At 64.1% G+C, this 14,554-nt stretch carries 10 protein-coding genes; 4 read left to right on the top strand and 6 right to left on the bottom strand.

All coding sequences use genetic code 11. The annotated features are described in order from the left end of the window. Positions 1-104: 104 nt before the first annotated feature. Positions 105-857: an SDR family NAD(P)-dependent oxidoreductase gene (locus VIN30_RS10310; RefSeq protein WP_326424389.1), complete on the bottom strand. Its 753-nt coding sequence runs from the start codon at positions 855-857 to the stop codon at positions 105-107. A gap of 276 nt (positions 858-1,133) precedes the next feature. On the opposite strand from VIN30_RS10310, the gene VIN30_RS10305 reads away from it, so the two are divergent. The 3 genes from VIN30_RS10305 to VIN30_RS10295 all read left to right on the top strand — a co-directional run bounded on the left by VIN30_RS10305 (position 1,134) and on the right by VIN30_RS10295 (position 4,712). Further along, entirely contained in the window at positions 1,134-2,123 is a 990-nt protein-coding gene (locus VIN30_RS10305) for a C-terminal binding protein (protein WP_326424391.1), read from the top strand. Between the two features lie 710 nt (positions 2,124-2,833). Further along, positions 2,834-3,922: a hypothetical protein gene (locus tag VIN30_RS10300; protein WP_338211371.1), complete on the top strand. Its 1,089-nt coding sequence runs from the start codon at positions 2,834-2,836 to the stop codon at positions 3,920-3,922. A gap of 337 nt (positions 3,923-4,259) precedes the next feature. Then, positions 4,260-4,712: an NUDIX domain-containing protein gene (locus VIN30_RS10295; protein WP_338211369.1), complete on the top strand. Its 453-nt coding sequence runs from the start codon at positions 4,260-4,262 to the stop codon at positions 4,710-4,712. A gap of 351 nt (positions 4,713-5,063) precedes the next feature. On the opposite strand, the gene VIN30_RS10290 is transcribed toward VIN30_RS10295, so the two are convergent. Together VIN30_RS10290 and VIN30_RS10285 are read right to left on the bottom strand one after the other, a co-directional pair. After that, positions 5,064-5,744, bottom strand: coding sequence for a cytochrome c3 family protein (locus VIN30_RS10290; protein WP_338211367.1), 681 nt, complete (start codon positions 5,742-5,744; stop codon positions 5,064-5,066). A gap of 132 nt (positions 5,745-5,876) precedes the next feature. Further along, the gene (locus VIN30_RS10285) at positions 5,877-7,547 is read right to left on the bottom strand and encodes an FAD-dependent oxidoreductase (protein WP_338211365.1); all 1,671 of its coding nucleotides are present in this window, start codon (positions 7,545-7,547) and stop codon (positions 5,877-5,879) included. A 346-nt stretch (positions 7,548-7,893) separates the two neighbouring features. Between VIN30_RS10285 and VIN30_RS10280 the strand changes: the two genes are divergently transcribed. After that, positions 7,894-9,600, top strand: a complete 1,707-nt coding sequence (locus VIN30_RS10280) for a LuxR C-terminal-related transcriptional regulator (RefSeq protein WP_338211363.1) — start codon at positions 7,894-7,896, stop codon at positions 9,598-9,600. Between the two features lie 167 nt (positions 9,601-9,767). On the opposite strand, the gene VIN30_RS10275 is transcribed toward VIN30_RS10280, so the two are convergent. The 3 genes from VIN30_RS10275 to recQ all read right to left on the bottom strand — a co-directional run bounded on the left by VIN30_RS10275 (position 9,768) and on the right by recQ (position 14,099). Next, the gene (locus VIN30_RS10275; protein ID WP_338211361.1) at positions 9,768-10,454 is read right to left on the bottom strand and encodes a peptidylprolyl isomerase; all 687 of its coding nucleotides are present in this window, start codon (positions 10,452-10,454) and stop codon (positions 9,768-9,770) included. A gap of 390 nt (positions 10,455-10,844) precedes the next feature. After that, positions 10,845-12,047 (bottom strand): NADP-dependent isocitrate dehydrogenase, encoded by a 1,203-nt coding sequence (locus tag VIN30_RS10270; RefSeq protein ID WP_338211359.1) that lies wholly within the window; start codon positions 12,045-12,047, stop codon positions 10,845-10,847. A gap of 156 nt (positions 12,048-12,203) precedes the next feature. Next, positions 12,204-14,099, bottom strand: coding sequence for a DNA helicase RecQ (recQ, locus tag VIN30_RS10265; RefSeq protein WP_338211356.1), 1,896 nt, complete (start codon positions 14,097-14,099; stop codon positions 12,204-12,206). Positions 14,100-14,554: the final 455 nt, after the last annotated feature.

Below are 14,554 nucleotides of genomic sequence, written 5' to 3'. Positions count from 1 at the left end.
CATACCACGATTGTCAACCCCCGCAACTTTTTTCGGTTGCGGGAACGACGAAGCCCCCCAGCGGAGCCCTCGCTTGAAGTGCGCTCCAACAGGCGTTACGACGCCTACGAGTGCTTGTGGATACCGCCGTCCACCATGTAGGACTGGCCGGTGAAATACCCGCCCTCGTCGCTGACGAGCAGCACGATGAGCGGGGCGCAGTCCTTCTCGGTGGTGCCGATGTAGCCCAGCGGCGTCTTCGACTCCAGATTCTTCAGAGCCTCGGGCTGGGTCTCGCGGAAGAAGTCGGTGGCGATGATGGGCAGAAACACGTTCACGGTGATGCCGTAGCGGCCCCACTCGTTGGCCGCCGTGCGCGTGATGGCGCGGATGGCCTCCTTGGCCATGCCGTAGGCGCCGAAGCCCGCATTGCCGTCGTAGCCGGCCGCCGAAGCGGTGTTGATGATGCGACCGTGACCGCTCTCCTTCAGGTAGGGGAAGCACGCCTTCATGAACATCATGGAAGCGAGCGGGCCGCTTTCGAAGGCCTCCAGCGCGTAAGCCTCATCCACGTCGTTGATCTCGCGGTACTGCATGGCGCCCTGGGCGCAGTTGATGAGGATGTCGATGCCGCCGAAGCGCTCGACGCACTGGGCCACCACGTTGCCGACCTGGTCGGCGTCGGTCACGTCGCACGCCACCGGCAACACTTCACCGCCGAAGGCCTCCACCTCAGCCTTCAGCTCTTCCAGCTTCTCGACGCGGCGGGCGCAGGCGCAGATCTTCGCGCCGTTCTCGGCGAGCACCTTGGCAAGCCCGCGACCCACGCCGGAGCTGGCCCCGGTCACAATGGCGACGCGTCCCTCGAGTTTCTTCATATTCGACTCCGTTCTATTCGAATGAATGACCTTGGTCGATCCTCAGTATAGGACAAATGGGCTCCCCTGGCCGCGAAGCGTTTTCAAGCCGCCCATCCTGCCATTCGAGGGGGACGGGGGGCCCTCTATACACCGCGGCGACCGACGCCCCTCCCGAACCCTTCCGAAACTCGGCCTCTTCGATAACAGCTTGCCGACCGGCCCGACGCCCTGGCGAGCGCGGAACAGCCCATTGCCTACAATGACCTCAGCAGAACAACTGGATGGGAGGAACGTATGGCAACGATCGTGATGGCAGACTTCGACTTCGACGACTGCGACTTCGAGCGCAAGATGGTAGAAGCGGCCGGTATCCGCTTCCTCAGTTACAACGACAAGGGTGCCCGCACTCCCGGCGAGATTATCGAGCACCTGCGCGGGGCCGACGGGGCCATCACCTCCTACGGGAGCTTCACGGCCGAGGTGTTCCAGGCGCTGCCCCAGCTGAAGGTGGTGGCGAAGACCGGCACCGGCGTGGACAATATCGACGTGGCCGCCGCCACAGCCGACAAATGCGCCGTGTGCAACGTGGTAGGCTACGGCACCGAGGTGGTGAGCGATCACGCCATCGCCCTTGCGCTCGCTTGCCTGCGACGCGTAAACGAGATCGACGCCGACATGCGCGCAGGGGTATGGGACTTCCACCGCCGCCAGCCCCTGGGCCAAGTGCGCGGACGCACCTTCGGCGTGGCGGGCTACGGGCACATCGGGCGCGCGGCGGCGCGCAAGGCGCGCGGGCTCGGCTTCAAGGTGGTCGTATGGGATCACGAAGGCACGCCCGGCCGCTTCACGCCCGAGGGATTCCCCTACGTCGCCTTCGAGGATCTGCTGAAGGAGTCGGACGTGGTCAGCTTCCACACGGCGCTCGTACCGGCCACCCGCCACTTGCTGAACGCCGAGAACATCCAGCTCATGAAGGACGACGCCATCGTGGTGAACACCTCGCGCGGCGCGGTCATCGACAACGACGCCGTGGCCGCCGCCTTGCGTGCGGGCAAGTTGTGGGGCGCCGGCATCGACGTGTTCGAGCACGAGCCCGTCTCGCCTAACGCCCCCATCATGCACGCGCCCCGCACGGTGCTCACCTCGCATGCGGCCTACTGGTCGGAGGAATCGGCCGCCGAGCTGCGGTGCCGCTGCACTCAGAACGCCATCGATGTAGTGCTGGGCCGCGCGCCGGAGAACTGCGTGAACCCCGAGGTGCTTCCCCAGGCGCTCGCGAAGTAGTTGGCGGACTTGCAGGACAGAGCAGCCAAGTGACTTGCAGGATGGACTAGTCGGACGGGCTTGCGACCTTTCCTGATGAGACACGCTTTTGCCAAAATCGAGCACAATTTCCCAACCACAGAACACGCGCAACCAGTCTGGAAGACCAGAGGCTGCAAACGGCGCCGCATGCTCGGTCAGCGAAACCCCCTCTTTCTGCACGAGATCGCCCGCTATGAGCGTCTGAGGGCGGGGCCATCGGCCACATGCAATAGAGTCGCCTTTCACATAGCGATCTGACCTGGTGTTTTACGAAGGGTGCTTCAGGATGCATCCTTCCATGCCCCCTAGACGCTCATAGCGGGCGATCTCGTGCAGAATAAGACATCTTCGCCGACCGGCCCTGCCGTTAGATGCCCTCAAGAGGAACCCACGCCAACCGGCCCCGCCACCCCGCGCATCCCGGCGAAATCATCGTTGGTCGATCTCGTCGCCGGGCGCTTTCTAGTGTGTGCCATTGCTTCAGGAAGAGACCTCGTGCGCTATCGCTCCCGCGAGCAACAGCATTGGCCGCAAGCTGGAACACGCCGAGAAGGCGAGGCGACTCGTCCGCAGCTCAGTATGCGCACCACCAAGAGACTCAAAGAATACCTTTTGGGTCATGAATGACGGTTAAATAGATTTGCAGCGCTCACCATCGGCAGCAATCGAAGCCTGATATCTTGAAAAGCATGAAGTTGATTTTTAGCCACACAACCGCTTTGGACCTCCTCAGGACATGGTCGCGCAACCACCCTCTGACTTTGCGCTCTTTTCACGACCTGCGCCTTCGCGACGTGAAACACTTCCCCTCGTCCCACCTAAAAGGCCTCAGCTCGCTTTCCCGCGCAGCGGACACCGAAAGCGCCGTGCGCACGGCAATCACGAGCGTGAAAAAGCCCAGTCTGAAGCGAATACTCGACGAGCTATGGGCTGGCGCCACCGCCGAGCGTCCGCTCCACGTCCTCGCTCAACCCAAAGAGGGACGCCATCGCACGAAGCGCGTCTGCTTCCATCAACTCGCCGTATCGCTACCACGCGGAGCCCTTCTCGAAATCGCTCCCGACATCGCCGTATGCTCCCCCGAGCTCGTACTCGTCCAGATGGCTGAAACCCTCCCCGCAGGCGGGCTCATCGCCTTAGGTTACGAGCTTTGCGGATGCTACCCCCTGGGTTCAGACCAGCCGAGCACCCTCGTGAGGGCCCAACTCACAACGCCAGGCCGACTCGCTGTATTCATCAACCGCACCGAGCGCATCAGGGGCCTGAAGAGAGCGCGCTCGGTCATCCCGTTCATCTGCGCGAAGTCTGCCTCCGTGAAAGAGACGGAAATGAACGTACTGCTCCTGACGCCGATGCGCCGCGGTGGCCTGGGCCTGCCGCCAGCACTCGCCAATGAACCGGTTGCGCTCTCAGAAGAAGCGGCCCGCATCGCACGGAGCAACCGAGCGGTGTGCGATCTGCTGTGGCCGCAAGCACGTGTCGCGGCAGAGTACGACGGGCTCGCGTATCATGCAGAGCGGCACCAGCGAGCGCGCGACTCCCGGCGGCGCGACGCTCTTCTCGCCGACGGCTTCGACGTCGTGACGGTCACGTCATCGCAGATCGACAGCGTTTCCGAATTCATCGAGATAGCCGATGCGCTCTCACGCAAAACGAGAGGCAGAGCCCCCGTGCGTCCCGCAACTTTCCATAGCCGCCACCTGCAGCTTCGCCATGAGCTGAGGGCGTATCACCACAGGCACTTCCCGCCGCCCGCCTCAAACACAAGCGACACCTGATCTCCCTCTCTTTAGCGACCGGCCGTCTTTCGCTTCCAAAGTCGCAACCTCTCTCTTCCGCAAATGCGCCAAGCACCGAACTCCCCCGAGGTGTTCTCGCGTGCTGCTCGAGCGATTAAGCCAAACGGCGTCTTCTACGCACCGTTCAAACTCGGCGGCTTCGAGGGGATCAGAAATGGACGATGATTCACCTTCATGAACGAGGATCGCTTTAACTCCGCCTTGGAAAAGCCCCGGCGCTCTCCCTTGGTGAAACCAGAGTCACCGAAGTCGCCCGAGAAGAGCGGACGAGAGAGCTCTGGCCGAACTGCCTCGTGAAACGCGGAATGGTTGCCCCGTGAGCCGCACGCCGTTTCAAGTGCTCGTTCTTTTGAGAAGACTCGACGCCGGGCAAACCGAGTACCTGGCGCCGAAGCGTTCCGGCACGGGAGTTTGGCAGGGCATCGCCGGAGGTGGCAAGAACGACGGGTCGCCCCGCGAGGCGACAGCGAGGGAAACCTTGGAGAAGACAGGCATAGCCACAGAGAAACTGGCCGCCCTTCAATCAGTTTCCATGGCCCCCGTTCTTGGGGTGGCAGGCTGCTATCAGCGGGGCGATTTTGTTCCAGAAATCCCCGAACATGTCTTTTGTGCCGACATCGACGCGAACGCCAATGTTCGGTTCAGCGAAGAGCACGCGGACTACCGACGAAGTTCGGCTCGGGAAGCCTTCGATCTGCCGGAGCGGGAATCGAGCAGAAAAGCGCTTCGCGCTTCCGAGCTAGTGGCACGGCTTTGGCGCCTCGGTTAACGAACAGTCCTGAAATTGCACGAGATCGCCGATTATGAGCGTCTGAAAGAAGATACAGCGCGATCCCGAGAAGAAAGTCGCAAATCATAAGACTCTGAACTGGTGTTATTCGAGACCCTTTTCAAAGCACGTCCCTTCAAGCAACTCGAGACGCTCGTATACGGCGATCTCATGCAGAAAAGGGAGGGTTCAGTTACCGAACGACGGCATCTCATTGCTATGCACGCATCAGGCGCGGCGCAGCAACCAAAAAGCCCGACCGCGGGATGGGGGGGGGAGGCGGTCGGGCCGATAATGCCGGGGAAGCGGGAGGGAGGTGCCGCCCCGGCGCGGGAAAAGCGAGGGTTGCCGTTAGGCCACTTCGCGGTCGCGCAGCTCGTGGCACGTGCCGCACTCGAACACGCCGCGGTGGTGGCACTGGGCGCAGTACTTCATGGCGTCCTTCGGCAGATCCTTCGAATGGTTGTTGTGGCAATCGGTGCACGTGGCGGGGAACTCCTCGTGCTTGGCACCGGCCGGACGCTCATGCGGGTTCACTGTGGTGCCCTTGTCGTCGGTCAGCGCCGTGGACTCCGCCGTCAGCGCCGCCACCTCGGCCAGATCGCCGTGGCAGCTGATGCACGTGGCCGGATCCACCGTGTCCACCGTGGCCTTGGTGGCCGGCTTGTCGCCGAACTTCACGTCGGCATGCTCACCGGACAGCGTCGTCTCGTCGGTATGGCACTGCACGCAGGTGATTCCCTCGGCCTCGTGAGCCACGCCCTGCGGGCAGGCCGTATCAACGGCCGACTCGGCCTCGGAGGTGTGGCAGGTGGCGCACTCGGACTCCATGGTCCAGTTCACCGGCTGCCCCGCCATGGGGTCGTCGGCGGCCTCCTCGGCGGCCGCCCCCGAACCCGAGCCCGTATCGGCGGCCTTCTGCTGCGGCGCGCAGCCCATAAGACCGGCCGTCAGCGCCGCCAGCGCGAGCACCGCAACGAGAACGGCCGCCAAGGTGCGACCACGGTTGATAGCGAACGTTTCGCGTTCCATCACTTCGTTCCTCTCTTCTCGACGCGGTTGAGGACACGGCCTCGCATAAGGCCGGGGCGCCGCCGGCAGGGCACGGGCACGAAGCGCCGCACCCTGCCGAATCGGCATCAAGCCGCGTGTTTCACCTGCGGGCTACTCGGCGTCCCAAGCGTCCAGGCCAGCGGCGTGGCGGGCGGCGATGCGACCCCACACCTGGTTCTCGGCGTTGTTGCCGCCGGTGATACCGTAGGTGTGGCTCTGGAAGTTGCCGAAGCAGCCGGCCGCGTACAGACGCGGGATGGGGTTCTGGGCCGGATCGAGCACCTGAGCGTTCTCGTTCTTCATGGGGCCGCCCAGAGTGGAGCAGGAGCCGGGATAGATGGACACGGCGTAGTAGGGGCCGGCATCAAGCGGCACCAGGGTGTCCTCGGAGCGGTCGAAGCGCGCGTCCTTCTTGGCGGCGCAGAAGCCCTGGTACTCATCGAAGGTGGCCTTCAGGGCGTCCACGTCCATCAGCGGGTCGAACTCCTTGATCTTCTGGCCCAGCTCCTCGATGGTGGCGCCGGTGAGAATCCAGCCGCGCTCCAGCTCGGCCTTGTTGTCCTGGCTCCAGCCGTCCCAAGCGCGGATGGAATCCGGCAGGTCGCTGGCGAAGTTGCCGCACTCGAAGAAGTCGCCCTGGCTGGTGGACAGCTTGCCGGCGTCGAAGCAGCTCTGGTCGAAAATGCCCCACGACGGGATGCGGTCGAAGTCGGCGATGCCGTCGTCGAAGGACAGCAGGGTGTGCCAGCCGTTGTGCGGCGAGCCCATGTTGTTCTCGTTCACGAAGCGGCGGCCCAGACGATTCACGTTGAAGTAGCTGAAGCCGGGCATGAAGTACAGAATGGAGAAGTCGTACTCGGGATCGCGGGTCCACATGGAGTACATAGAAATGGCCATGTCCATGTGCCACAGCTTGGCCCCCACGTCCTCCACCATCTTGATGCCGTCGCCGGTGTTGTACTGCCAGCCCTCGAACTTGAAAGGCGAGCACTTCAGGTACTGGTTCTTCAGCTCCTCGTTGAACTCGAAGCCGCCGATGGTCATGATGACGCCCTTGCGCGCCTTCACGGTCTTCTCCTCGTTGCCGATCATGGTGTAGGCGCCCACGATCTCCTTGGTGGCCGGGTTCTGGATGAGGCGCTCGTCATGGCAGTCGAACAGCACCTGCACGCCCAGGGCCTCGCGCTGCGCGTCCAGCTCATGGAAGGACAGCATGCCGAAGCCGTCGACGGAGGACAGCTTGCAAGAGCCCTCGTAGGCGTTGTCGTCCAGGAAGTAGTACTCGGGGATGGCGCCGGCCAGGGCCTGCTCCACCACTTCGTAGGTCATGCCGTACTTGTCGGCGTACTCGGTGTTGCGGGCACACTCCTCAACCCAGGCCTCGATCATGGCATCGGGCGTCTTGCCCTTGGTGAAGGCGCGGATGTAGTCCTTGAAGCGCTCCTTCTCGGACTCCTCCACGATGGTCCACTCGCCGTTGTTGATGGAGCTGTTTCCGCCGCCGCGCTCGGGAGCCTTCTCCAGCACCAGCACTTCCTGGCCGCACTCGTCGGCGCCGATGAGCGACGCCCACATGCCCGCACCGCCGTAGCCGATGACCAGCAGGTCGCACTCGTAGTCCCAGTTGGCCGGCATCCAGTCGCCGGTGTCGGCCAACGCGCCGGCGCCGCCCTCGTTGGAGCAGCCGGCCAGCGCCGCCGTGCCCGCCATGGCGGCCGCGGCCAGACCCGCGCCCTTCAGGAACGAGCGGCGGGAAACGCCGAGGTTCGCATCCTTGTTCATGATGTTCCTTCCTCCTGTGATCGTGCGGAACGCCGGAGCCTCTCCGCTCCGGGCCTCTTCCAAGGGCCGCCCGCCGCACCGGCGCCGGGCCCCTCCCCTTGCGGCTCTCGTCCGCTCTTACGGTTCCCTAGATTACGGTTCGGCGGCAAAGGGCACATCTGAGCATCCGTCGGATTTCAGAAATATTTTTTCGTAGACCCGCAGAGAAACCCCTGGTCAGAGCTTCTACGATTCTCGATCCGATAGGCGTAAAAGCCCCGTTTGCCTATGATAGAAGGCCAATAGAACGCCCGTTACGCTACTATACCGATCTTGAGAGCACGCACCTTGGGGGAGGGGATCAGCTGTGCCACTGAATACGCGCATGCCCGACCATGCCACCGCAACTGCGAGCGATGCCGCTGAAACGGCGGCCGCTGCCGCACCGCCCAAGAGCGCGAGCGAGCCGGCGCCGCAACCGACGGCGGTAGCAGGCGCCCCTGCGCCCCTCGGCGCCGCCGGCGATACGCTCGTGCTCGACTTCCTCATTATCGTATTGGGCTTCGGCCTTTGCCGCGCATGGATCGTGTTCTGCTTGGGCGCGCCGTTGGTGCTTCCCGCCGCCATGCCCACCCACTGGGTGTACTTGGCCTGCGGGGCGGTATGCGCCGCGGTAGTGGCACTGCTCTGCCGCAAGGGAGGCACCGCCGTCGCCCCCGTGCGCCGGACGCTGTTCCGCGTCACCCCGTTCGCGCTGCTGGCCAGCGGCCTGCTTATCCCCTTGGCCATCTACCTGAATAACAACCTGCTGATGGTCTGCGGATTCGCAACCGGCGGCTTGGGGGCAGGTCCCCTGCAGGTGCTGTGGGGCGACCGGTTCTCCCATCACTCAGTGCAGTTCGCCGCCTTCGCCTCGCCGGCCGCGGCGGTAGTCACGGCGGTGGCCGTGGCCCTGGCGGGAAGCCAGACGAGCTTCATGGGCTTCGTGGCGGTGCCGTTGCTCTCCTTCGCCCTGCTCGCCTTCCACGCCGGTCGCACGGGGCATTCGATGGGCGAGCTTTTCGGGCGCGCCGTCGGGCGCGCGCAGGAGCCGGCACCGCGTGACGGGGCCGAAGCCGTTCCCTGCGCCGATGCCAACGAGGTCGCGGGCCAGCCCGCCCCCGAAAGTCGCCGCACCGCGCGCAACGTGCCCCTGGGCTTGGGCAAGCTCATGTTCTCCATCATGACCTTCTCGCTGCTCTGCCGTATGTTCGACACTCTGAACACCGGCACCGATCCCTTGGCCTTTTTGGGCGGCAGCCCGGTGTTCTCGCTCGTAGTCGTGGGCATTGCGTTCTTCGCCATCGTGGCGAAGGTGCGCGACCGATTCAACGCCACGTTCATCTATCGGCTCTCGCTGCCCATCATGGTAGCCGGCTACGTGGCCATCGCGCTGCTGTTCGACTCCCATGCCGCCATTTCGCTGCTCATCATCAACGTGGGCTACGAGTTCTTCGACATTCTCACCTGGGTGCTGTTCGTGGACGCCGCCCGCCGGCGCAACGAGAACGCCCTGTACATCTTCGGGCTGGGCGTGGCCTTCATGTTCTGCGGCATGGCCCTGGGCAACGTCGCGAGCCATATCGTGGACGCGCTCGTCATCAGCGGCGAGGTGCACGCCACCGTGGTGGCCATGGCGGCCATCCTGTGCCTGGTGGTGGTTGCATTCCTGGTGCTGCCCGAGGGAACAGTGGCCCAGCTGTCCGAGTCGCTGCGGGAAGGCCGGCGCGAGAATGCCGATGCGGCAAACGCCGAGCATCAGCGGAGGGATGCCGAGGGCGAGACGAGCGACGCCGACCAACCAGGGCGCATCGAGCGACACTGCGCCGCCGTGGCCCGCGACTTCGGCCTTACCCCGCGCGAGAGCGAGGTCATTGTGCTTCTGGCCTACGGGCGCACCCTGGCGATCATCGCCCGCGACCTGCACATCGCCCAGGGCACGGCGCGTACCCATATCGAGAACATCTACCGCAAGCTGGACGTGCACAAGCAGCAGGAACTGATTGACCTCGTGGAGAACCACGAAGGCGTGTAGGATGTCGTAAGCAAACCATGATCAAACGAGCGGTCCCGGCAGGAGCAATTCCCGCCGGGACCGCTTCGCATACGGGTGTATTCCGGGCGTCCCCTTCGGTCTTGGCCAGCTCCGGGCGGCCTGAAGGCCGCCCCTACGGCATTATTCCCCGCAAAAGGGCTTACCCGCTATTCCGCCGTCTCGGCTGCGGCAGCCGATGCAGCCGCCTCGCGTTCGGCGCGCTGGCGCTCCAGCTCGGCCATAGCCTCACGCGGCGTGGGCGGCCGGGGCGTTTCCTGCTGGATGGCCCGAGCCAGCGCGTCCTCGTCGGCCCCCTCGATGACGATGCCCCTGATGGCATCCCCGATGGCCAGGCTCTCGACCACTTCGATACCCTCGATCGTACGACCGAACACTGTGTACTGATCGTCGAATTCGGGCTGGGTGCCCAGCGAGAAATAGAACTGGCAGCTGCCCGAGTTCGGTGCCGACTTATGAGCCAGGCACAAGCTGCCCAGCTCGTGCTTGTTCAGCGGATTGCCCTCCCACTCGTCGATGATGGTGTAGCGCGCATCGCCCGTGCCAGGATGCATGCCGCGGATGACGCCCTTCACGGCCGCCAGCACCTGGGCCGGCCCCATCGACCGTGTGACCGGGCAGCCGCCCAGCACCACCGAGCCTTCCTTGCGCGCGTGGAACTTCAGGTTGTCGTAGAAGCCCTTGGCGGCCAGCTCCACGAAATTCCCCACCGTTACCGGAGTCTCGCGACCGAACAGCTGCACGCGCACCACACCCTTCGAAGTGTCGATGACGGCCACCTCGTTGCCCGTCGGCACGTAATGCGGCGTGTAAATTTCCAACTCGATGCGTCCCATACGCTCCCCTTCCCTGTGCCGGCGCACCTTCGAAGAGGAGGTGCACCGGTGATCCTTTCGGCAAAACAGCCCTCCCATCTTAAGGCAGGAGGGCTGCGTGCGCGTCCGATGGAGCATCCTATTTTGCGCGAAACCTGGAACCCAAGGCCTCTTTCCACTTCTCGGTCAGCGAACTGCCTCGAATTGCACGAAATATCGAGTTATAAGCGTCTCGAAGAGGCAAAGCGACCGATTCCGCGCCCTGTCTTTCGCAAAACACCAGGTCGCGAGCGTTCGAGACCCATTCGAGAAATCAAACGGACTCGCTCAGACGCTCATAAGTCGCGATCTCGTGCAAAAACCGGGCCCGTTCTTGACCGGAACCGGCCCGGGAGGCAGAACATCCCGTCCCTAAGCAGCGAGGCGACGCGCGATGGCTTTGATGAAGTCGCCCGTGGAAAGGGTCACAGGGTTCGGGAGCGTGGTGATGCGAGCCAAGTCGCCGGTCATCTCGCCGGCCTCGATGGTGTCGATCGTGGCCTTCTCCAGGCGGTCGGCGAAGGCCGCAAGCTCGGGCAGCTCGTCCAGCTCACCGCGCTTGCGCAAAGCGCCCGACCAGGCGAAGATGGTGGCCACGGAGTTCGTGGAGGTCTCTTTCCCCTCCAGGTGCTTGTAGTAGTGGCGCTGCACGGTGCCATGCGCCGCCTCGTACTCGTAGACGCCCGCCGGGCTCACGAGCACCGAGGTCATCATGGCCAGCGAGCCGAAGGCCGACGACACCATGTCGCTCATCACGTCGCCGTCGTAGTTCTTGCAGGCCCAGATGAAGCCGCCGTCGGCCTTCATGACGCGGGCCACGGCGTCGTCGATGAGCGTGTAGAAGTACTCGATACCGGCCTCCTCGAAGCGGGCGGCGTACTGGTCGTCATAGATCTCCTGGAAGACGTCCTTGAAGCGGTGGTCGTACTTCTTGGAAATGGTGTCCTTGGTGGCGAACCACAAATCCTGCTTGGTGTCGAGCGCGTACTCGAAGCAGCTAGTGGCGAAGCTGGCGATGGAGGCGTCCAGGTTGTGCATGCCCTGGGCCACGCCGGGACCTTCGAACTGGAACACCAGATCGCGAATCTCGGTGCCGTCGTCGCCGGTGTAGACGAGTTCCACCTTGCCGGGGCCGGGCACGCGAATCTCGGTGTTCTTGTACACATCGCCGTAGGCGTGGCGGGCGATGGTGATGGGCTTGACCCAGTTGCGCACGCAGGGCTCGATGCCCTTCACGATGATGGGGGTGCGGAACACCGTGCCGTCCAGCATGGCGCGGATGGTGCCGTTGGGGCTCTTCCACATCTCCTTCAGGTCGTACTCGTCCATGCGCGCGGCATTCGGCGTGATGGTGGCGCACTTCACGGCCACACCGAGACGCTGAGTGGCCTCGGCCGACTCGATGGTGACCATGTCATCGGTGGCGTTGCGATTCTCCAGGCCCAGATCGTAGTACTCGGTCTTGAGGTCCACGAAGGGGCAGATCAGCTCGTCCTTGATCATCTGCCAGATGATGCGGGTCATCTCGTCGCCGTCCATCTCCACCAGCGGCGTGGTCATCTGAATTTTCGTCATGGTGCTCCTTAGGGTCGAACGTGCATGGCACCATGCTACCGCGAATCATGAGCCGCACGCGCCGCAATTCGCCCAGAAACAAGGATGTAACGGGGAAGCGCGCGAGCACGGCGCCGGGAATCGGAAGCTGCCGAGGCTATCCGCGCGCATAGCGCACTACGGCACTTCTTCTTCGGCGACAAATGTAGCGATCTCCTCTAGGAAAGACTCGCCGTAAGAGGCCAGCTTCTTCTCGCCCACGCCGGGCACCTCCAGAAACGCCGTGCGGGTAGTCGGACGCTGACGAGCCATGGCCATCAGGGCCGTGTTGGGGAACACCACATAGGGCGGCACGTCCGCCTCGTCGGCCAGCCGTTTGCGCAAATCGCGCAAACGGTCGAACAGCGCCTGATCGGATGGGGAAAGTTCCGCCGGCGCCGTGGCTTTCGGCACTGCAGCCCGGGCGGTCTTCGCCGGCAGGCGCTTCATGAGCAGCCGGAAGTCATCGCGCGCCGCCTCGCGATAGCGGCCGCCAGCGCACACCACGGGGTACTTCCCCTCGGTGATGGTCAGGTAGTCGCCCGCGGCCAGCAGCTCCACTACTTCCATGAGCAGCGGACGCGCGGCTTTGCAGCTGCCGTAAGCCGCAGCCCGGGAAAGGCCCCGGGAGCGGATGGCCTCGGTATCGGCGCCGCGCAGCACGTCCACCACCACGGTCTTGCCGAAGCGACCGCGCAGCTCGTGCACGCAGCGCATGACCGCCCGCGCCTCGGCCGTCACGTCGACCACCTCCATCTCCCCCGCGCAATTCGAACAACAGCGCTCGCCACCGGAGAGGGTGACCTCCTGGGGCGCGCCGGTTGTACCCACCCCTTCCCCGAAGTAGCGCAACAGGTAGCGGCGCAGGCAGTCGGTGGTATAGCAGTAGCCCACCATGGCCTCCAGCATGCGGCGTCGACCGGCGCGCACCACTTCGGCCTCCTCGGGTGTAAGCGCCTCGTTGGACGACTCCTGCTCGATGAAGAAGCGGCCCGTGGCGATGTCGGCATCGCACCACAGAAGCAGGCAGTCGGCCGGCGAGCCGTCGCGGCCAGCACGGCCCGCCTCCTGGTAGTAGGCCTCCACCGAGCCGGGCATGTTGTAGTGCACCACGTAGCTCACGTTCGACTTGTCGATACCCATGCCGAAAGCGTTGGTGGCCACCATCACCGGCGCGTTATCGGCCACAAAGGCACGCTGGTTGCGCTCGCGTTCCGCTGCGGACAGCCCCGCGTGGTAGCGCGTGACGGCAATGCCCCGTTCGCGCAAATGGTCGCACACCTCTTCCACGGTGGCGCGCTTGGCGCAGTACACGATGCCGCTTTCTGCCTGACGCTCATCGATGAAGGCATCCAGCCGCGCCGTCTTCCGCCTGGCCTCGCAGCGCTCTACCGCGAAGCGCAGGTTCGGGCGGTCGAAGCCGGTCACGGTGAGGGCCGGCTCGCGCAGGCCGAGGAGCCGCACAATGTCGGCGCGCACGCGCTCGGTGGCCGTCGCCGTCAGAGCCGCCACCACAGGACGGGTGGGCAGCGCGGCGATGAAGTCGCCGACAGCCAAATAGGAAGGACGGAAGTCCTGTCCCCACTGGGACACGCAGTGGGCCTCGTCCACCGCCACGAAGGGAATGGCCGCCTCAGCGGCGAACTGAACGAAGCGCGGGTCAGCCAGACGCTCGGGAGCCACGTACATCACATCGTAGGCGCCGGCTCGCGCCCGGGCCAACACCTCGGACTGCTGAGCGGGCGTCAGCGTGGAGTTCAGGTACGAACCCCGCACCCCCGCTTCTTTCAACGAACGCACTTGGTCGGCCATGAGTGACACCAACGGGCTCACCACCACCGTCAGACCCGGCAGCACCACGGCCGGCACCTGGTAGCAAATGGACTTACCCGCACCCGTGGGCATCACAGCCAACGCATCGCGCCCCGCCAGCACCGCGCGCACGACCGCCTCCTGGCCCGGCCGAAACCGATCGTAGCCGAAGTGCGTTCTCAGAATCTCCTGCGCCGCTTCAAGCGACCCGCGATCTGCCATGCCTCGCCCCAATCTGTCTGCGCGCAGTGCTTCGCCGCACCCGCCAAAGGCGGCGTTGCAGCCATCGTCGCGCCTGTGCTACAATGCGAAACGAACGATGCCCCGCCTTGTCGGGCAGCATTGTTTGGTGATTAAACCCCGCTAAGCCTGCAAACTCCGCGGGGTTTTCTCTTTTCCAATCTCAGCTGTTCGTCATTCCCTCCTCACCAGCATAAGGCCGATGATGCCAATCATGACTAAGAGGATTTCGCACGTGGCCGTAACCGTCTGTGGTTCCATAAGCAGCTCCTTTCGCGAAGCTGCCCGAATGGCGAAGCACCGTGCGGGCATTGTATCACAATCGTTTTGCGATAAATAATCAACAAGTTTGGTAGATATAAGTCAACCTTGCATCCTCTTCCCCGCGGCCATTCCAGATATCAACCCCCGTAGGGGCGGGCTTCAGCCCGCCCGCC

The sequence above is a fragment of the Adlercreutzia wanghongyangiae genome (genome assembly GCF_035989245.1).
In the GTDB taxonomy this organism is placed as follows: domain Bacteria; phylum Actinomycetota; class Coriobacteriia; order Coriobacteriales; family Eggerthellaceae; genus Adlercreutzia; species Adlercreutzia wanghongyangiae.
This window is presented reverse-complemented; position numbering and strand designations above follow the sequence as displayed.